This is a genomic window from Ornithinimicrobium sp., from assembly GCF_051004135.1.
Lineage (GTDB): Bacteria > Actinomycetota > Actinomycetes > Actinomycetales > Dermatophilaceae > Ornithinicoccus.
This window is the reverse complement of sequence record NZ_JBPCKQ010000162.1, coordinates 17,332-35,310: the sequence shown is the minus strand read 5'-3', so window position 1 is coordinate 35,310 and position 17,979 is coordinate 17,332. Positions and strand designations below refer to the sequence as shown.

The following is a 17,979-nucleotide window of genomic DNA, read 5'->3' as shown; positions in this document are numbered from 1 at the left end:
GGATTCATGCCAACACCCGCTCCTTGGAGGGCATGATCGGTCCCGTGCTCGACGACGTCGTCGAGCGACAGCGAAAGCTGCAGCGGGCCAAGGAGGGCAAGTCACGATGCAGGACCTCCCGGCCCGGTGCAGAGCCACCCTAGGCCGTGCAGCGCCTCGGCGGAGCGCTGACCGGCACCGAGGTCGCCGGACTGCTGTCGTGGGTCAGCACCAAGGTGCTCGGGCAGTACGACCTGGCCCCGCAGGGCACCCCTCGGCTGCTGCTGGTCGCGCCCAACATTCTGCAGGCCGAGCGCGAGCTCGGGGTGGACAGCAGCGACTTCCGGCTCTGGGTCTGTCTGCACGAGGAGACCCACCGGGTGCAGTTCACTGCGGTGCCGTGGCTGCGCGAGCACATCATCGCTGAGGCCCGTTCCCTGGGCACCGGGATGGTCCCTGAGGGTGCAGCAGCGGCCGAGCGGCTGCAGTCCCTGGTGCGTGGCCTCCCGGCGGTGGTCCGCGGCGAGCGAGACATCACCGACCTGCTGGCCAGCGCGGAGCAGCGCGAGCGGATCGCCGCGATCACTGCCGTGATGTCGCTGCTGGAGGGGCACGCGGACGTCGTCATGGATGAGGTCGGACCGGAGGTGATCCCCACCGTGGCGACCATCCGTGAGCGGTTCACGCAGCGGCGCAAGGGGGCCGGCGCCGTGGATGTGCTGCTGCGCAGACTGCTCGGGCTGGAGGCCAAGATGCGGCAGTACCGCGACGGGGCTGCGTTCGTGCGGGCCGTCACTGACCAGGTCGGCACCGACGGCTTCAACCGGGTGTGGACCTCGCCGGAGACGCTGCCGAGGGCCCCCGAGATCACGGACCCCGCTGCCTGGGTCCGGCGCGTGCACGGCTGAGCAGTGCCCGGCCCTGCGCCCGCTGTCGCCGCGGTCCGCGTCGCGGTGCGGCGCGGCCTGGAGGCGCACGATCTGACCGGGGCGCGGGTGCTCGTGGGGTGCAGCGGCGGTCCCGACTCGCTTGCCCTGGCCGCGGCGGCCGGCTTCGTCGTGCCGCAGCGCGGCGGCTCGGTGGGTGCCGTGGTGGTCGACCACGGGCTGCAGGCACAGTCGGCCGCCGTGGCCCGGCAGGCCGCACAGACCTGCCTGGGTCTCGGTCTCACCCCTGTCGAGACGGTCGCCGTCCGGGTCGCGGTCCGGCCGGGCAGCACCGGGATGGAGGACGCCGCGCGAGTGGCCCGATACGCAGCGTTGGTGGAGCAGGCGGTGCGGCACGGAGCGCAGGCGGTGCTGTTGGGGCACACCCTGCAGGACCAGGCCGAGCAGGTGCTGCTGGGTCTGGCCCGCGGCTCCGGGGCTCGTTCGCTCGCCGGTATGCCGGCCGCTCGCCGACACGGACCGGTGACGGTGTTGCGTCCGCTGCTGAAGCTCTCCCGCGACACCACCGCGCAGGCTTGCGCCGAGCTGGGCCTGGCGACCTGGGCGGACCCGCACAACGACGATGGCCGCTTCACCCGGGTGCGCGCCCGACGCCTGCTGCCGCGACTGGAGGCCGATCTGGGTCCGGGTGTGGTGGCCGCCCTTGCCCGCAGCGCCGACCTACTGCGCGCCGATGCCGACGCCCTCGACGAGATCAGCGACACGGCATACCGGCAGCTGGGTCCCACGCCGTGGACGGCAGCCCAGGTGCGAGGCCACCCCCGCGCGGTGCGGATGCGACTGTGGCAACGACTCGCCGTGGACCACGAGGTGCCGCCCGGAAGCCTGAGCGCCGCCCACCTGGCGTCCCTGGACGCGCTGGTCTGCGACTGGCACGGACAGGGGCCGGTTCACCTGCCGGGCGGCACCCGCGGGCGGCGCCGTGCGGACCAGGTCTGGCTCGAGCGGAGCGTGACTAGTTGAATGGCCCCATCCGAGGCCCGGAAGGCCGTGCCCGTTGAGACACTGGAGGACGCGTGGACGCTGAGCAGATGGGAGCAGACCTGGAGACCGTGCTGCTCACCGAGGAGCAGATCCAGGGTCGCCTGCGCGAGCTCGGGGCCCAGATCTGGGACGACTACCATGACTTGGACGTCCTGCTGGTCGGGGTGCTCAAGGGGGCCGTCGTCGTGATGGCCGACCTGATGCGCTCGTTGCCGGGCTCGGCGGAGATGGACTGGATGGCCGTCTCCTCCTACGGCTCGGGCACCAAGTCCTCCGGGGTGGTGCGGATCCTGAAGGACCTCGACACCGACATCACCGACCGGCACGTGCTGATCGTCGAGGACATCATCGACTCGGGGCTGACGCTGAGCTGGATCCGCACCAACCTGCTCTCTCGGAGGCCGGCGTCGGTCGAGATCTGCACGCTGCTGCGCAAGCCGGAGGCGGCGAAGGTGGACATCGCGGTTCGCTACGTCGGCTTCGACATACCGAACGAGTTCGTGGTGGGATATGGGCTCGACTTCGCCGAGGCCTATCGCAATCTGCGCGTGGTGGGGGTGCTCGCGCCGCACTGCTACGGCTGAGCATCTGGAACACTGGGCTACGGCCGCACGTTGAGGCGAGCAGACCGCAGGCTGTCTCGTAGCAGCCCGTCCACCAACCCGAAGGAGCGGGGCGCAAGTGCCCCGGACGCCGATGACCAAGAAGAAGCAGCACCGCAGTCCCTGGATGTGGGTCGCCCTGATCCTCGGGTTCGGGGCGCTGTGGTTTGCGCTGATGATGCCGAGCGGATACACCCGCATCGACACCTCCGAGGCAATGCGGCTCATCGCATCGGACAAGGTCGCCTCGGTCACCGTGACCCCCGACCGGATGGACCTGACGCTGGAAGACGGCGAGACCTACTCGAAGGACGAGGTGAGCGACGCCACCCAGGTCCAGGCGTTCTACGTCGAGAGCCGCGGTCCCGCGGTCGTGCAGGCGCTGCAGGACAACCCGCCCAGCGAGGGCTTCACCGATGACCCGGCCCGGCAGAACTGGTTCGTCTCCCTGCTGTTCACCCTGTTGCCGCTGGTGCTGATCCTCGGCCTGTTCCTGTTCCTGATGATGCGGATGCAGGGCGGCGGCCGCGGCGTCATGCAGTTCGGCAAGTCCAAGGCCAAGCTCGCCACCAAGGACATGCCCAAGGTGACCTTCGCCGACGTGGCCGGCGCCGACGAGGCGGTCGAGGAGCTGCACGAGATCAAGGAGTTCCTGGAGGAGCCCCGCAAGTTCCTCGACGTGGGCGCCAAGATCCCCAAGGGCGTGCTGCTCTACGGGCCTCCCGGCACCGGCAAGACGCTGCTGGCCCGGGCCGTGGCCGGCGAGGCAGGGGTGCCCTTCTACTCCATCTCCGGCTCCGACTTCGTCGAGATGTTCGTCGGTGTCGGCGCCTCCCGGGTGCGCGACCTGTTCGAGCAGGCCAAGGAGAACGCGCCCGCGATCATCTTCGTCGACGAGATCGACGCCGTGGGCCGGCACCGCGGTGCGGGCATGGGTGGTGGCCACGACGAGCGGGAGCAGACCCTCAACCAGCTGCTGGTCGAGATGGACGGGTTCGACGTCAGCACCAACGTCATCCTGATCGCCGCCACCAACCGTCCCGACATCCTCGACCCGGCGCTGCTGCGCCCCGGCCGCTTCGACCGGCAGATCACCGTCGAGGCCCCCGACATGATGGGCCGCAACCACATCCTGCAGGTGCACAGTCAGGGCAAGCCGATGGCCGAGGGGGTCGACCTGCTCACGGTGGCCCGGCGCACGCCCGGCTTCTCCGGAGCGGACCTGGCCAACGTGCTCAACGAGGCGGCGCTGCTCGCCGCCCGCAAGAGCGGCAAGGAGATCACCGACGAGCACCTCGACGAGGCGATCGACCGGGTGATGGCCGGTCCGCAGAAGCGCACCCGGGTGATGAGCGCCAAGGAGAAGAAGATCACCGCCTACCACGAGGGCGGGCACGCGCTCGTCGCCTCGGCGATGCGGCATACCGACCCGGTCAGCAAGATCACTATCCTGCCGCGTGGCCGCGCGCTCGGCTACACCATGGTGCTGCCGGCCGACGACAAGTACTCCACGACCCGCAACGAGCTGCTCGACCAGCTGGCCTACGCACTCGGTGGCCGGGTTGCCGAGGAGATGATCTTCCACGACCCGACCACGGGGGCCTCCAACGACATCGAGAAGGCCACCGGCCTCGCCCGCATGATGGTCACCCAGTTCGGGATGAGCGAGCGCATCGGTGCGGTCAAGCTGGGCTCGGGCTCCGGTGAGGTCTTCCTTGGCCGCGACCTGGGGCACGAGCGGGACTACTCCGAGAACCTCGCCGGAGTCGTCGACCAGGAGGTGCGCCGGCTCATCGAGGCGGCCCACGACGAGGCGTGGCACGCCCTCAACGACAACCGCGACGTGCTGGACGCCCTGGTGCTGGAGCTGCTGGAGAAGGAGACCCTCGCCGCGCCGGCGCTGGCCGAGATCTTCGCCGACGTCCGGCTCCGGCCGCAGCGGCCCGTCTGGCTGTCCAGTGACGCGCGCAGCGTGCACGAACGGGGCCCCGTGCTCACCGACGCCGAGCGGCGCGCGATGTCCAACGGGCACCACCCGACCAGCGAGGATCGGCACCCGGCCGCCAAGGTCATCGAGGTCCCCGACGGCGGTCATGTCGACCCTGGGCACTGAGCAGGACCCGCTCGACGACGCCGACCCGGCGCCGAGCACCGAGGTCGACCAGCCACGCATCGAGGCCGCCGTCCGCGAGATCCTGATTGCGGTCGGGGAGGACCCGGACCGCGACGGTCTTCGGGGCACCCCGGCCAGGGTGGGGCGGGCGTATGCCGAGTTCTTCTCCGGGCTGTCGCAGTCGCCGGCCGACGTGCTGGGCACCACGTTCGACGTCGAGCACGAGGAGATGGTCCTGGTCCGCGACATCGCGCTCTACAGCGTGTGCGAGCACCACCTGGTGCCCTTCCACGGGGTCGCCCACGTCGGCTACATCCCGGGTCACGACGGACGGGTGACCGGGCTGTCCAAGCTGGCGCGGCTGGTCGACGTCTACGCACGGCGCCCGCAGGTGCAGGAGCGGCTGACCGCACAGGTTGCCGATGCCCTGCAGCAGGCACTGGACCCGCGGGGGGTGATCGTGGTCATGGAGGCCGAGCATCTGTGCATGTCGATGCGCGGGGTCCGGCGACCGGGCGCCCGGACCATCACCTCTGCGGTGCGCGGGTCGCTGCGCAAGCCCGCCACCCGGGCGGAGGCGATGAGCCTGCTGATGGCTCACCGCAGCTGGTCGTGACCCCCACCCGCATCATGGGGGTGCTCAACGTCACGCCCGACTCGTTCAGCGACGGCGGGGTATGGAGCGACCCGGGAAGCGCGGTCGCGCGCGGGCTGGCGTTGGTCGCCGCGGGCGCCGAGCTCGTCGACGTCGGTGGCGAGTCGACCCGGCCGGGAGCGCGGCCGGTGGACGCCGAGACCGAGCGGGCGCGCGTCGTGCCCGTGGTGCGCGAGCTGGCCGAGCACGGCGTCAGCGTGTCGGTCGACACGATGAAGGCCAGCGTGGCTGCGGCCTGTCTGGACGTGGGGGCCGTGCTGGTCAACGACGTGTCCGGCGGACTCGCCGACCCGCAGATGGCGCAGGTCGCTGCCGCTGCCGGGGTGACCTTCGTCGTGACGCACTGGCGGGGACCATCGGACCGGATGGATGAGCTCGCGGTCTACGACGACGTCGTCGCCGAGGTCGGCACCGCCCTGCAGCGGCGGGTCGATGCGTTGCTTGCGGCCGGACTCAGCCCCGGCCAGCTGGTGGTGGACCCCGGTTTCGGCTTCGCCAAGGATGCCGGGCACAACTGGGCCCTGCTGGCCGGACTGGACCGGATCACCGGCCTCGGGCACCGGGTCCTGGTCGGCACGTCCCGCAAGCGGTTCCTGGGGCGGCTGCCGGCTCGCCCAGGCGCCGGTCTGGACCCGCAGGCCGAGCCGTCGGCCGCGCTGGAGCGCGACATGGCGACCGCTGCCACCAGTCTGCTGGCGGCCCAGGCGGGGGCCTGGGCCGTGCGCGTGCACGATGTCGGGGCCACCCGGAGCGCGCTGGGCGTGTGGGAGATGGTCTCTGGTGTCCGGGTCTGAGGCTCGTCGTGGTGACGTCATCACGTTGACCGGTGTGCGTGCGCACGGCCGGCACGGCGTGCTGGAGTCCGAGCGCCGCGAGGGCCAGGTGTTCGTCGTCGACCTCGAGCTGGGTCTGCCGCTGGGTCCGGCCGCCCGAAGCGACGAGCTGGGGCGCACCGTCAACTACGCCGAGGTCGCGGCGCTGGTCGTCGAGGTCGTCGAGGGCGAGCCGAAGGACCTGATCGAGGCCGTCGCGGGTCACGTCGCCGACCTCGTGCTGGCCCAACAGCCGCTCGTGGAGACCATCGCGGTCACGGTGCACAAGCCGCAGGCCCCAGTCGGGGTGCCGTTCGCCGACGTGGCGGTGACGGTTCGCCGTCGCCGGGACGTGCCGGTGGTGATCGCGCTCGGAGCCAATCTGGCGGACCCTTCGGCCACCGTGCAGCGCACCGCCCGACGCCTTGCGCGGGGGCGCGGCCTGCGCGGCGTGCGGGTCTCTGCGCTGTATCGCACGGCCCCGGTCGGCGGTCCACCACAACCCGACTTCGTCAACGCCGTCGCCGTGGGACGCACCGGTCGCTCCGCTGCCTCCCTGCTGCAGCTGCTGCAGGAGCTGGAGACCACGGCCGGACGCAGCCGGGGCGAACGGTGGGGGCCACGCATCCTCGATCTGGACCTCGTCCAGTACGGCGACCCCGAGCAGGGCACCGACCTGGTCAGCGACACGCCTCACCTCGAGCTCCCGCACCCGCGCGCCCACGAGCGGGCCTTCGTCCTGGTGCCCTGGCTCGCGGTGGACGGCTCGGCCGCACTGCGGGTGGGTGACCAGGTCCGCCCCGTGGCAGAGCTCGTCGGGGAGGTGGACACCTCCGGGGTGCTGCGCTGGGAGCAGTCATGAGCCAGGGACACCAGGGTGTCCGGGTCGGGCTCGCTGCGGTCCTCGCGGTGGCCTCGACGCTCCTGTGCTGGGTCCTGCTGACGGTGTGGCGCGGCCAGGGTCGGGAGTTCCCGCTGATCCCGTGGTTCGGGCTGGTGCCGCTGGTCCTCGTGTGTGCCCTGGTGCTTCCCGCTGCCTGGCACGTGCGCCGCTCAGTGCGCACCACAGTGCCCTCGCCCCCCAGCCCTCAGCTCGCACGGGGCACGTTGGTCGCGGCCCAGGCCTGCGCGCTCGGCGGCGCGGTGCTGCTGGGTTGGTATGTCGCCAACACGGTCGTGCATCTGCCGGCACTCGACATTCCGTCGGTGCTCGACCGGGCGCTGCGCGCAGGAGCCTCGGCACTCGCGGCGGCGGCGGTGTCGGTCAGTGGGTTCGTCGCCCAGGCGTGGTGTGCCCTGCCCCCCCGAGACCCCGACGGCGAGGACGACGCCGATCCCGGCGGCCTGGCCTACTCCTGATCTGCTTCCGAGCACATCACTTGTCGACGTCGCCGACCACGAAGAACATCGAACCCAGGATGGCGACCATGTCGGCCACGACAGTCCCCGGCAGGAGCTGCGAGAGCACCTGCACGTTGTTGAACGACGCGGAGCGCAGCTTGAGCCGCCAGGGCACCTTGTCGCCTCGGCTGACCAGGTAGTAGCCGTTGAAGCCCAACGGGTTCTCGGTCGCCTGGTAGTGCTCGCCCTCGGGCACCCGCAGCACCTTGGGCAGCTTGATGTTGATCGGGCCGTCCGGCAGGTCCCGCAACCTCGCACAACAGTGCTCGACCAGCTCCAGACTGACCTGCACCTGCTCCAGCAGCACCTCCAGTCGGGCGTGCGCGTCACCCGCCGTGCGCGTGACCACCCGCCCCGGTCCGTCGGCACCGAAGAGCTCGCCGTAGGCCAGATAGGGCTCGTCGCGGCGCAGGTCCACGTCCAGACCCGATGCACGGGCGATCGGTCCGCTGACACCGTAGGCCCGGGCCGTGTCCGCGTCCAGGACGCCGACCCCGACGGTCCGGGCGCGCAGGATCTCATTGCCCACCAGCAGACTCTCCAGGTCGGGCAACCGTCGGCGCACCGCCGCCACCGCCGAATCGACCCGGTCCAGCCAACCGTCGGGGATGTCCTCGCGCAGACCACCCACCCGGGCGATCATGTAGTGCATCCGACCTCCCGAGATCTCCTCCATGACCGCCTGCAGCTCCTCGCGCTCCCGGAAGGCGTAGAAGGTCGGGGTGATCGCGCCGAGCTCCAGCGGATAGGAGCCGAGGAACATCAGGTGGTTGAGCACCCGGTTGAGCTCGGCCAGCAGGGTGCGCGCCCAGGTGGCGCGCTCGGGCACCTGCGTGCCGGTCATCGCCTCGACCGTCAGGGCCACGCCGATCTCGTTGCTGAACGCCGAGAGCCAGTCGTGCCGGTTGGCCAGCACCATGATCTGGCGGTAGTCGCGGACCTCGAACAGCTTCTCCGCGCCCCGGTGCATGTAGCCGATGATCGGCTCGGCCGCGGTGATCCGCTCACCGTCGGCCGTGATCCGCAACCGCAACACCCCGTGCGTCGCAGGATGCTGCGGGCCGATGTTGAGCACCATCTCGGTGGTGCTCAGACCGGCCGCGCCGGTGCTGACGTCGATGCTCCTGCTCACGGGCCCACGGTAGCCCCACGGGGCAGCTGGACCCACCAGAAGTCACCGAGGCCGCCGGGTGCGCTCAACACCCTTCGGGCGGCCTGCTGCGCCAGTCGATGCAGGTATGCCGTGGGCTCGGTCCGCGCCAAGCCGTGCGGCACTGCGTCGGCCGGGCCCAGCACGTCGTCGAGCAGGTCACCCTGGCGCCGCAGCCGGGAACCGGGCGTGCCGGCGGCGAGTGAGTCGACCGCCACGTGGGCGGTCAGGTCGCACGAGCCGTCGGGGACGGGCCGGACCTGGCGGCCCTGGCGGTAAGCGGTCAGCGTGCCCTCGGTCGGTCGCCCGCCGGCCGTGTGCCCGTAGTCCACGGCCACGACCAGGCCCTGGTCCACCCGGGAGCACAGGTCGGTCCAGGCCCGGTCCCGGGGTGTCCCGATCTCGGCTCGCAGCACGTGGTCGGTGCTCCACCGATGCAACCAGTGCTGCTGCTCCTCGTCCGGCTCGTGGGTCAGCCGTTCGTTGCCGGATCGACCGACGGCGACCACTCGCCATACCCCGTGCTGGTCCCGCTGCACGACCGGGCAGGGGACCACGTCGAGCCACTCGTGGGCCAGCACGAGGCTGCCGGTGAGCCCCGCGAGACCGGCCGGCAGCGCCGACCCGCCGGGGGAGACCTGCCAGGCGACCTCGGCGGGCAGGGAGCCGGGCCGGGGGACAACGTCCACAGCGGTGACCCGCAGGTGAGGCTCCTGCCGGGCCACCTCAGCTGCCAGCTCGCCCCGACCCGCGCCGACGTCGACGACGTGTTGCAGACCGTGCCGGCGGGCCAGACCCACCACGACCTGCGCGAGCATCTCGGTTCCCTGCGGGATGCCCTGGGCCGAGGTCGCGAAGTGCCCCCCGGGCCCCTCGGGGCGGCGGTAGAAGCCGGTCTTGCCGTAGAGCGCCTGCTGCCACGCCCGGTCCCACGGCAGCGCGTCGTCCTGGACCATTGCCAGATCCTGCCACCCGCACGCGGTTGGCAGGATCTGTTCCTAGACTCGGTGTGTGGATCCCCTCGACATCGGTCGCATCCTGCTGGGACTGGTGCTGCTGGTCGGCGGTGGTGAGCTGCTCGTCCGCGGCGCCTCGACCCTCGCGGTTCGGGCCGGGATCTCACCCCTGGTGGTGGGGCTCACGGTGGTCTCTGTGGCCACCTCCGCGCCCGAGCTCGCGGTGACCGCGGGTGCCGTGCTGGACGGGGAGACCGATCTGGCGATCGGCAACATCGTCGGCAGCAACATCGCCAACATCCTGCTCATCCTCGGTGTCTCGGCCCTGGTCGTGCCCCTGGTCGTGCGCCGACAGCTGCTCAAGATCGACGTGCCGGTGCTGGTGGCGCTCTCGGTGCTGTTGCTGGTGCTCTCCCTGGACGGCGGGATCAGCAGGGTCGACGGTGCGGTGCTGCTGGCGGTCCTGGTGGTCTACACCCTGTGGACCGTGCGTGCCAGCAAGCGGGCGCCCACCACGGATGCCGACATCGACGTGCCGGCGGTCTCGGTCTCGATGCCCGTCGCGGTGCTCATGCTGATCGGCGGGGTGGGTCTGCTGGTCGGGGGCTCCCAGATCCTGGTCGACGGTGCGGTCAACATCGCCACGGCCTTGGGGGTCAGTGGTCTGGTCATCGGGTTGACCGTCGTCGCCATCGGCACCTCCCTGCCCGAGCTGGCGGCCTCGGTGGTGGCGGTGCGCAAGGGACAGACCGAGCTGGCTGTCGGCAACGCGGTCGGCAGCTGTCTTGCCAACATCGGACTGGTCCTCGGTTTGCCGGCGCTGCTGGCTCCGGGTGGGTTGGACGTGCCCGGGGCCGCTGTCGCCCTGGACATCCCGCTGATGATCGCCACCGCACTGGTGCTGCTGCCGGTGGCCTTCACCCGGGCTCTCATCGTGCGCTGGGAGGGGCTGGTCTTCGTCGGTCTGTATGCCGCCTACACCGGGTATGTCGTGCTGGCCGCCAGCGATCACGATGCCGCCGCGGGATTCAGCACCGTGATGCTGATCTTCGTCCTGCCGCTGGTGGCGGGGCTGCCGCTGCTCTCCGCGGTCTACGAGGCCGGGGTGCGGCACGGGAGGGGACAGTCCAGGATCCCGGCGGAGGACTGACCGAAGATCCGCGGCAGGACCGGTATGTCGCAATCCTGCCAGGGTTGCGGGTGCCGGCGGGGGACACTGGAGCCATGCACGACGATGCCCAAGCCTGCGCCACCGCGGTCCGCAGCCGCGATCCGCGCTTCGACGGCTGGTTCTACACCGGTGTCGTGACCACGGGCATCTACTGCCGTCCGAGTTGTCCGGCGATGACCCCGTTGCGGCGCAACATGCGCTTCTACCCCAGTGCCGCCGCGGCGCAGCGGGCGGGATTCCGGGCCTGCAAGCGCTGTCGTCCCGATGCCACCCCGGGGTCACCCCAGTGGCGCACCCGCGCCGATGTCGTGGCGCGCGCCATGCAGCTGATCGGCGACGGGGTGGTGGACACCGAGGGGGTGCAGGGGTTGGCGACCCGGCTGGGCTACAGCACCCGTCAGATCGAGCGGCTGGTCACCGCGGAGCTGGGGGCCGGACCGCTGGCTCTGGCTCGCGCCCAGCGGGCCCAGACGGCGCGACTGCTCGTCGAGACCACTGATCTGCCGATGGCCGAGATCGCCTTCGCCGCCGGTTTCGCGAGCATCCGGTCCTTCAACGACACCGTGCTGGCGGTGTTCGCCGTCCCACCCCGGGTGCTGCGTGAGCGTCGCCGAGATGCTCCCGACCGCATCGACCGGGGGCGCCGCGCCGACCCGCCCCCGCTGCGGTCGGCGCACCGGATCGTGCTGCGGCTGCCGCACCGGGCCCCCCTGCACGCCGACTCCCTGTTCGGGCACCTGGGCGCCACCGTGGTGCCCGGGGTCGAACGGTGGCACGACGGCGGTCTGGAGCGCACCCTGCGGCTCACCCACGCCCCGGGCAGAGTGCACCTGAGTCCTGCAGTGGGTCACATCCGCGCTGTGCTGACCCTGCTCGACCTGCGCGATCTGACCAGCGCCATCCACCGTTGCCGGGCGCTGCTCGATCTGGATGCGGACCCAGCGGCGGTCGATGCCCACCTGGGCGCGGACCCCGCCCTGGGCGAGCTGGTCCGGCGCCGGCCCGGGGTGCGCCTGCCCGGCACGGTGGATCCGGGCGAGATGGCGTTCCGAGTGGTCCTGGGTCAGCAGATCTCCACCAAGGCCGCCGCGACCCTGACCGGCCGCATCGTCGCGCTGGTGGGGGAGCCCGTCCCCGATGCCCTCGACGGGGCAGCCCCTGGTGTCCCGGCCCGGCTCTTCCCGACGGCCCAGGCGCTGGTCGGCCTCCCGCCCGAGCACTACCCGGGTATGCCGCCTGCCCGGCTGTGCACGTTGCTGACCCTCGCCGGGGTGCTGGCCCGCGGTGAGCTGTCCCTGGGGCCGGACATCTCCTGGGCGCAGGCGCGCGCGGCGCTGCACGACATACCGGGGATCGGCCCGTGGACCGTGGAGATGATCGCGCTGCGCGCCCTGGGTGACCCCGATGCCTTCCCCGCGACCGATCTCGCGGTGCGGGCCACGGCGTCCGCGCACGGCCTGCCGGGGGAGGCACGGACGCTGCTGCAGCGCAGTATGCCGTGGCGACCGTGGCGTGCCTATGTCACCCAGACCCTGTGGGCCGCCAGCGGTCACGCCGCCGCCACGATGCCCTCGCCGGACCCCACCCACCCAGCACCGGAGGAATGATGACCACTTGCCAGCTGATCGTCGACAGCCCCGTCGACGAGCTGACCCTCGTCGGCGACGACATCGCGCTGCACGCCGTGTACTTCGCGGAGCACCGGCATGCGCCGGTCCGGGACCGGCTGGGCGCACCGGTGCGCCGCGGCGAGGCCCCGGGGGTCCTGACCGCCGCTGCGGATCAGCTCGCCGAGTACTTCGCCGGGGAGCGGACCGACTTCGAGCTGCCGCTGGCGCCCGCCGGCACCACATTCCAGCGACGCGTCTGGGACGGGCTGCACGCGATCCCCTACGGCCGGACCCGGAGCTACGGTGAGCTCGCCACGGCACTCGGGGTGACGGGTGCGGCCCGGGCGGTCGGGATGGCCAACGGTCGCAACCCGCTGTCCATCGTCGTGCCGTGCCATCGGGTCATCGGTGCGGATGGGTCGCTGAGCGGATACGGCGGCGGGGTCCAACGCAAGCAGGCCCTGCTGGACCTGGAGCGCAGGGTGGCTGGTCTGTCCCTGTGGTGACCCGGGCGCGGATACTCTTGCTCGGTGAGTGAGATCCCTCCGGCGTCCGGACCCGGCGCGAGCAGTGACCTGCCCGAGCAGGTGCGGGTGCGCCTGGCCAAGCGGGCGCAGCTGCTCGCCGAGGGCAGCGCGCCCTACGTCGTGTCGGTCCCGCTGACCCACACGATCGCCGGGGTGCGCCGGGCGTGGGGGCACCTGGAGACCGGGGCCGAGACCACCGACGAGGTCGGGACAGCCGGGCGCGTGGTGTTCGTGCGCAACACCGGCAAGCTGTGCTTCGCCACCCTGCAGGCCGGTGACGGCACCCGGCTGCAGGCGATGCTCAGCCTGGCCGAGCTGGGTCAGAAGTCGCTGGAGCGGTGGAAGTCGCTGGTCGATCTGGGCGACCACGTCTTTGTCCGAGGCCGGGTCGTGTCCAGTCGGCGGGGTGAGCTGTCGGTCCTGGCCGGGGAATGGCAGATGGTCAGCAAGGCGCTGCGCCCTCTGCCGGTGCTGCACAAGGAGCTGTCGGAGGAGCAACGAGTCCGACGCAGGTATGTCGATCTGATCGTCCGCGACGAGGCCCGGGCGATGGTCCGGGATCGTGCAGCAGTCGTGCATGCGATTCGGGGAGTGCTTCATGCGCACGATTACGTCGAGATCGAGACGCCCATACTGCAGCTCATCCAGGGCGGGGCCACCGCACGCGCCTTTCATACGCATTCCAATGCCCTGGACATCCCGATGACGATGCGAATCGCCTTGGAGCTGCATCTCAAGCGGGCGGTCGTCGGCGGAATCGAACGCGTCTACGAGATCGGGCGCATTTTCCGCAACGAGGGCATCGATTCGACGCACAGTCCTGAATTCACGATGCTGGAAGCCTACGGTGCCTACGGCGATCAGAGCACCATGGCCGAGCTGACCCGCGAGATGATCCTGGCGGCCGCGGACGCGGTGGGGTCCCGTCGGCTGCAGACGCCGAGGGGGACGGTCGACCTGGGGCAGGAGTGGTCGTGGCTGCCCTTCTACGACGGACTGTCCCGCGCCGTGGGTCAAGAGGTGCGGGTCGACACCGATCGATCGGTGCTGGCCGGGCTAGCCCAGGAGCACGGCATCGCGGTGGAGCAGACGTGGGACGGCGAGAAGATCGCCCTGGAGCTGTTCGGCGAGCTGGTCGAGCCCACGCTCCTGCAGCCCACGTTCGTGTGCGACTACCCCCAGTCTGCCCAGCCCCTGGCCCGCCCACACCGCACCGAGCCCGGTCTCATCGAGGCATGGGACCTCATCATCGGGGGCACCGAGCGTGGGACGGCATTCACCGAGCTGATCGACCCGGTCATCCAGCGCGAGCGACTGACGGCTCAGTCGCTGCGGGCTGCCGGCGGGGACCCCGAGGCGATGCAGCTCGACGAGGACTTCCTGGAGGCCCTGGAGTACGCCGCGCCACCGATGGGTGGGCTCGGTCTTGGCATCGATCGGGTGCTGATGCTGTTGACCGGAGTGGGCATCCGGGAGACTATCCTGTTTCCCCTCGTCAAGCCGGGAGTCTGATATGGGATTCCTTGGCGACGTCGGCGTCTATGTCGCCGCCTTGCTTCCCACGATCGGTATGCTGTATCTGTTCTGGGTTGTCATGAAGCACATCGTTGAGGGTGACCGTCGCGAACGCGCAGCTCAGCGGGAATGGGAACTCCGGGACACTCGGCGAGGCTCCGACCCGGAGTCGGCGCCCAAATCCGACTCACCGGGTCCTTAGTCTCGCGCTTGTGTTTACCATAGGCAAAGGGCTACGATGCAAATAGTTCACAGTCTCCTGCTCCGTGAATCACATCACATTGGCAAGCCCAACGGGCATTCAGAGAAAGGCGGACACCGCATGGCACAGCGAGTTCAGGTCGTCCTCGACGACGACATCGACGGCTCCGAGGCCTCCGAGACCGTCGAGTTCGCTCTCGACGGCGTCACCTACGAGATCGACCTCAACGACCAGCACGCAGCCTCGTTGCGCGACGACTTCGCCAGCTGGATCGGTCAGGCCCGGCGCTCCGGCGGCCGGCGCCAGACCCGGCGCCGCGGTAGCGGCTCGGGCGGCTCGTCCGAGGACCTGGGCAAGATCCGCGAGTGGGGCCGGTCCAACGGCTTCAAGGTCAGCGACCGCGGCCGGGTCTCCCAAGAGGTCCGCGACGCCTACGCGGCTGCCCACTGAGGTCGCTGCGCACGCAGATCGTCACGACCTGAGCGTCCCCGTCACCCGGTGGGTGGCGGGGACGTCTGCGTGGACCGGGCCAGGGCCTGCTGCAGCGAGAGCTGACTCAGCTCCGTGACGCCGTCGGCGCCGTCCTGCACCTCGTCCCACGTCCGCGGCGCCGCCACGCACGGTGTCGACCGGCCGCGCAGCGACCACGGGCAGATCGTCGTCTTGGCCGCGGAGTTCTGCGACCAGTCCACCAGCACCTTGCCCGGGCGCAGCGCCTTGGTCATCCGCCACACCACGAGGTCCGGGTGCCGCTCGCTCAGCTGCTGCGCCAGGGACTTGGCGACAGTGCTGACCTCCTGCGCAGTGTGCCGTCCGTCGAGGGCGGCATAGACCTGCATCCCCTTGCTCCCGCTGGTCACCGGATGCAGCGCCAGACCGGCACCCGTCAGCTGCTCGCGCACGTGCAGCGCCACCCGGGCGCACTCCAGGAGCCCGGCCCCCGGGCCGGGGTCGAGGTCGACGACCAGCCGGTCCGGTGGTCCCGGCCGGCCCTCGGCGTCCACCCGCCACTGCGGCACGTGCAGCTCCAGCGACCCGAGGTTGACCAGGTAGACCAACGCGGCGAGGTCGTGCACCAGCGGATAGGTGACGCTGTCGCGGCCGGATCGGGCGCCGTGCCCGCGGATGGTCACCGACGGGAGCCAGTCGGGTGCACCGCTGGGCAGGTTCTTCTCGAAGAAGTGCTCGCCGCTCACCCCCTGCGGCCAGCGGATCCGGGTCACCGGGCGGTCCTGCAGCTGCGCCAGGATGCGGTCCGCGGCCTGCACGTAGTAGGACAAGACCTCGCCCTTTGTGGTGCCGCCGGCCGGATAGAGGACCTTGTCCAGACTGCTGACGCGCAGCGTGCGCCCGGCCACCTCGAAATGCTGCGCCCCTCCGGTGGTCATCTCACAGCTCCGCGGGGGTCAGGTCGGGCCGCCATGCCTGGTATGCCGGCTGGCGGAGTCGGCCGGCAGGGGTCGTCCCCAGGGAGGTCACGTCCACGACGACCTCGGGGCGCAGCCAGGTGCTTCCCCGCCGGTCCGCGCTCGGCAGCGGGTCCAGGAACGAGCACTCGCTGCGCGGCACATCGGCCAGCACACGAGCCAGCGCGGCACCTGCGCGGCCGGCCAGTCCGCTGCCGACCCGGCCCCGGAAGGTCAGCCGCTGCGCAGGCGCGGGCACCGGGAGCCCCACGAGCAGGGCACCCAGTCGGGCGCTCCCGGTCTCCGGCCGCCAGCCGCCCACGACATAGCTCCGGGTGCGCCGGTGCGGGAACTTCACCCAGTCCGCACTGCGCACCCCGGGTCGGTAGGGCGCGTCGACCCGCTTGGACACGATGCCCTCCAGGCCCTGCTCCTGTGTGGCGGCGAGCAGACCGGACCCGTCGGCATACGTCGGGGGAACCTGCCAGCGACCCGTGAGGCCCTGCGGCACCAGCGCCTCCAGTGCGGCCCGGCGGCGGTGCCAGGGCAGGCCCGTGAGGTCCAGGCCGTCCAGGCGCAGCAGGTCGAAGATCAGGTAGGTCGCCGGGCGGCGGGCGGCGATGGTCCGCGCCTGCTCCGCGCTGCCCAGGTGGACCCGGTCGACCACCTGAGCGAACACGGGTCGCCCGTCCACGAAGGCGACCGCCTCGCCGTCCAGCACGATGTCCTCGGCGATTCCGGCCAGCCCGGCGAGCTCCGGGAAGCCCCCCGCCACGTCGCGACCCGACCGGGTGCGCAGCGCCAGGGTGCCGTGGCCGGCGTGGGCCAGCAGTCGCACTCCGTCCCATTTGACCTCGTGCGTCCAGCCGGGCCCGGTCGGCACGGCACCCGGGTCGGCTCCGCCCGGGCTGCCCGGGGTGGCGAGCATGGGTCTCATGGGTCCATCCTGAGGTAGTGCGTGCGATCTGGAAGGGAGCGGTGTCGTTCGGGCTGGTCAATGTGCCCGTGCGGCTCTACTCGGCCACGGAGAACCACGACCTGAGCTTCCACCAGGTCCGCGAGTCCGACGGAAGCCGGATCCGCTACAAGCGGGTGGCCCAGGCCGACGGCGAGGAGGTGGCCTACCGCGACATCGCCAAGGCCTACGAGACCGCCGATGGGCGCACCGTGGTGCTCACCGATGAGGACTTCGCCTCGCTGCCGCACCGCAGCAGCAAGGAGATCGCGGTCGAGCGCTTCGTGCCGACCGCGCAGATCGACCCGATCCTCGACGACAAGGCCTACTACATCGAGCCCGACGCGATGGGCGCCAAGGCCTACGGGCTGCTGCGGGAGTCGCTGCGCGAGAGCGAGCGGGTGGCGGTCGTCACGGTCTCGGTGCGCACCCGGATGACCATGGCGGTGCTGCGGGTGATGGACGACGTCATCGTGCTGCAGACCCTGCTGTGGCCCGACGAGGTCCGCGACGCCGGGGCGCTGGACCACCTCGACGAGGTCACCGAGCCCAAGGATTCCGAGGTCGGGATGGCCCGCATGCTCATCGACTCGATGGCCGGGGACTTCGAGCCCGCGGGGCACGAGGACGACTACCAGCAGGCGATCGAGGCCCTGGTGCAGGCCAAGATCGAAGGGGGCGAGACCACGGCGCCGCCGGAGGAGGACGAGGAGGACTCCGGCGAGGTCGTCGACTTGCTCGCTGCCCTGCAGCGCAGTGTCGACCGGGCCACGGCCGCTCGGGGTGAGGACAACGGTGCAGACCAGCGGGGTGGCAAGGGCAAGGGCGGCAAGGCCAAGGGGTCGGGTAAGAAGTCCTCGACCAAGGCGAGCGCGGACAAGGGCACCAAGAAGAAGGAGTCCAAGGCGGGGTGAGGGCGCTTGCGCCGTGGGCGAACAGGGGGGCGCACGGCAGACGGATGTGGAACAGTCCTGCACACCACCACGTTGAGCCC

18 protein-coding genes are annotated in these 17,979 nt (G+C 71.1%); 14 read left to right on the top strand and 4 right to left on the bottom strand.

All coding sequences use genetic code 11. The annotated features are described in order from the left end of the window. Nucleotides 1–146 precede the first annotated feature (146 nt). From ACR2FV_RS11125 to ACR2FV_RS11090, 8 genes are all read left to right on the top strand, one after another. On the top strand, nt 147–887 hold the full coding sequence (locus ACR2FV_RS11125) for a zinc-dependent metalloprotease (protein WP_434015759.1): 741 nt from the start codon (nt 147–149) through the stop codon (nt 885–887). Between the two features lie 3 nt (nt 888–890). Next, nucleotides 891–1,889, top strand: a complete 999-nt coding sequence (tilS, locus tag ACR2FV_RS11120) for a tRNA lysidine(34) synthetase TilS (protein WP_434015758.1) — start codon at nt 891–893, stop codon at nt 1,887–1,889. 53 nt (nt 1,890–1,942) lie between these two features. Then, nucleotides 1,943–2,494: a hypoxanthine phosphoribosyltransferase gene (gene hpt, locus ACR2FV_RS11115; protein ID WP_434015757.1), complete on the top strand. Its 552-nt coding sequence runs from the start codon at nt 1,943–1,945 to the stop codon at nt 2,492–2,494. 112 nt (nt 2,495–2,606) lie between these two features. Then, nucleotides 2,607–4,625 (top strand): ATP-dependent zinc metalloprotease FtsH, encoded by a 2,019-nt coding sequence (gene ftsH, locus ACR2FV_RS11110; RefSeq protein WP_434015763.1) that lies wholly within the window; start codon nt 2,607–2,609, stop codon nt 4,623–4,625. Then, entirely contained in the window at nt 4,606–5,241 is a 636-nt protein-coding gene (folE, locus tag ACR2FV_RS11105) for a GTP cyclohydrolase I FolE (RefSeq protein WP_434015756.1), read from the top strand. The genes ftsH and folE overlap by 20 nt, the downstream gene beginning before the upstream one ends. A 14-nt stretch (nt 5,242–5,255) precedes the next feature. Then, nucleotides 5,256–6,074 (top strand): dihydropteroate synthase, encoded by an 819-nt coding sequence (folP, locus tag ACR2FV_RS11100; protein ID WP_434015762.1) that lies wholly within the window; start codon nt 5,256–5,258, stop codon nt 6,072–6,074. Further along, nucleotides 6,061–6,954, top strand: a complete 894-nt coding sequence (gene folK / locus ACR2FV_RS11095; RefSeq protein ID WP_434015755.1) for a 2-amino-4-hydroxy-6-hydroxymethyldihydropteridine diphosphokinase — start codon at nt 6,061–6,063, stop codon at nt 6,952–6,954. The genes folP and folK overlap by 14 nt, the downstream gene beginning before the upstream one ends. Continuing rightward, nucleotides 6,951–7,451: a DUF3180 domain-containing protein gene (locus ACR2FV_RS11090; RefSeq protein ID WP_434015754.1), complete on the top strand. Its 501-nt coding sequence runs from the start codon at nt 6,951–6,953 to the stop codon at nt 7,449–7,451. The genes folK and ACR2FV_RS11090 overlap by 4 nt, the downstream gene beginning before the upstream one ends. A 16-nt stretch (nt 7,452–7,467) precedes the next feature. On the opposite strand, the gene ACR2FV_RS11085 is transcribed toward ACR2FV_RS11090, so the two are convergent. Together ACR2FV_RS11085 and ACR2FV_RS11080 are read right to left on the bottom strand one after the other, a co-directional pair. Then, complete coding sequence (locus ACR2FV_RS11085) at nt 7,468–8,571, bottom strand: NADH-quinone oxidoreductase subunit D (protein ID WP_434015761.1); 1,104 nt, start codon at nt 8,569–8,571, stop codon at nt 7,468–7,470. Nucleotides 8,572–8,621: 50 nt separating this feature from the next. After that, nucleotides 8,622–9,599, bottom strand: a complete 978-nt coding sequence (locus ACR2FV_RS11080; RefSeq protein WP_434015753.1) for an SAM-dependent methyltransferase — start codon at nt 9,597–9,599, stop codon at nt 8,622–8,624. A 55-nt stretch (nt 9,600–9,654) separates the two neighbouring features. On the opposite strand from ACR2FV_RS11080, the gene ACR2FV_RS11075 reads away from it, so the two are divergent. The 5 genes from ACR2FV_RS11075 to ACR2FV_RS11055 all read left to right on the top strand — a co-directional run bounded on the left by ACR2FV_RS11075 (nt 9,655) and on the right by ACR2FV_RS11055 (nt 15,074). Next, the gene (locus ACR2FV_RS11075; RefSeq protein WP_434015752.1) at nt 9,655–10,749 is read left to right on the top strand and encodes a calcium/sodium antiporter; all 1,095 of its coding nucleotides are present in this window, start codon (nt 9,655–9,657) and stop codon (nt 10,747–10,749) included. A 74-nt stretch (nt 10,750–10,823) separates the two neighbouring features. After that, on the top strand, nt 10,824–12,377 hold the full coding sequence (locus ACR2FV_RS11070) for an AlkA N-terminal domain-containing protein (protein ID WP_434015751.1): 1,554 nt from the start codon (nt 10,824–10,826) through the stop codon (nt 12,375–12,377). Beyond that, a complete protein-coding gene (locus tag ACR2FV_RS11065; RefSeq protein WP_434015750.1) occupies nt 12,377–12,886 on the top strand; it encodes a methylated-DNA--[protein]-cysteine S-methyltransferase in 510 nt (169 codons plus the stop codon). The genes ACR2FV_RS11070 and ACR2FV_RS11065 overlap by 1 nt, the downstream gene beginning before the upstream one ends. A gap of 24 nt (nt 12,887–12,910) precedes the next feature. Then, the gene (gene lysS / locus ACR2FV_RS11060; protein WP_434015749.1) at nt 12,911–14,419 is read left to right on the top strand and encodes a lysine--tRNA ligase; all 1,509 of its coding nucleotides are present in this window, start codon (nt 12,911–12,913) and stop codon (nt 14,417–14,419) included. A gap of 325 nt (nt 14,420–14,744) precedes the next feature. Continuing rightward, entirely contained in the window at nt 14,745–15,074 is a 330-nt protein-coding gene (locus ACR2FV_RS11055) for a histone-like nucleoid-structuring protein Lsr2 (RefSeq protein WP_434015748.1), read from the top strand. A 41-nt stretch (nt 15,075–15,115) separates the two neighbouring features. On the opposite strand, the gene ligD is transcribed toward ACR2FV_RS11055, so the two are convergent. Beyond that, nucleotides 15,116–16,012, bottom strand: coding sequence for a non-homologous end-joining DNA ligase (gene ligD, locus ACR2FV_RS11050; protein WP_434015747.1), 897 nt, complete (start codon nt 16,010–16,012; stop codon nt 15,116–15,118). A gap of 1 nt (nt 16,013) precedes the next feature. Beyond that, nucleotides 16,014–16,967: a DNA ligase gene (locus tag ACR2FV_RS11045; RefSeq protein ID WP_434015746.1), complete on the bottom strand. Its 954-nt coding sequence runs from the start codon at nt 16,965–16,967 to the stop codon at nt 16,014–16,016. A 17-nt stretch (nt 16,968–16,984) separates the two neighbouring features. Here ACR2FV_RS11045 and ACR2FV_RS11040 point away from each other — a divergent pair, with 17 nt between their 5' ends. Continuing rightward, nucleotides 16,985–17,899: a Ku protein gene (locus ACR2FV_RS11040; RefSeq protein WP_434015745.1), complete on the top strand. Its 915-nt coding sequence runs from the start codon at nt 16,985–16,987 to the stop codon at nt 17,897–17,899. Nucleotides 17,900–17,979 lie beyond the last annotated feature (80 nt).

Bases quoted from the DNA above. Each gene is read 5' to 3' on its own strand.
- ftsH (WP_434015763.1), top strand. From the start codon at position 2,607: ATGACCAAGAAGAAGCAGCACCGCAGTCCCTGGATGTGGGTCGCCCTG.
- folE (WP_434015756.1), top strand. From the start codon at position 4,606: ATGTCGACCCTGGGCACTGAGCAGGACCCGCTCGACGACGCCGACCCG.
- folP (WP_434015762.1), top strand. From the start codon at position 5,256: ATGGGGGTGCTCAACGTCACGCCCGACTCGTTCAGCGACGGCGGGGTA.
- ACR2FV_RS11090 (WP_434015754.1), top strand. From the start codon at position 6,951: ATGAGCCAGGGACACCAGGGTGTCCGGGTCGGGCTCGCTGCGGTCCTC.
- ACR2FV_RS11085 (WP_434015761.1), bottom strand. From the start codon at position 8,571: ATGGTGCTCAACATCGGCCCGCAGCATCCTGCGACGCACGGGGTGTTG.
- ACR2FV_RS11080 (WP_434015753.1), bottom strand. From the start codon at position 9,599: ATGGTCCAGGACGACGCGCTGCCGTGGGACCGGGCGTGGCAGCAGGCG.
- ACR2FV_RS11070 (WP_434015751.1), top strand. From the start codon at position 10,824: ATGCACGACGATGCCCAAGCCTGCGCCACCGCGGTCCGCAGCCGCGAT.
- ACR2FV_RS11065 (WP_434015750.1), top strand. From the start codon at position 12,377: ATGACCACTTGCCAGCTGATCGTCGACAGCCCCGTCGACGAGCTGACC.
- ACR2FV_RS11055 (WP_434015748.1), top strand. From the start codon at position 14,745: ATGGCACAGCGAGTTCAGGTCGTCCTCGACGACGACATCGACGGCTCC.
- ligD (WP_434015747.1), bottom strand. From the start codon at position 16,012: ATGACCACCGGAGGGGCGCAGCATTTCGAGGTGGCCGGGCGCACGCTG.
- ACR2FV_RS11045 (WP_434015746.1), bottom strand. From the start codon at position 16,967: ATGAGACCCATGCTCGCCACCCCGGGCAGCCCGGGCGGAGCCGACCCG.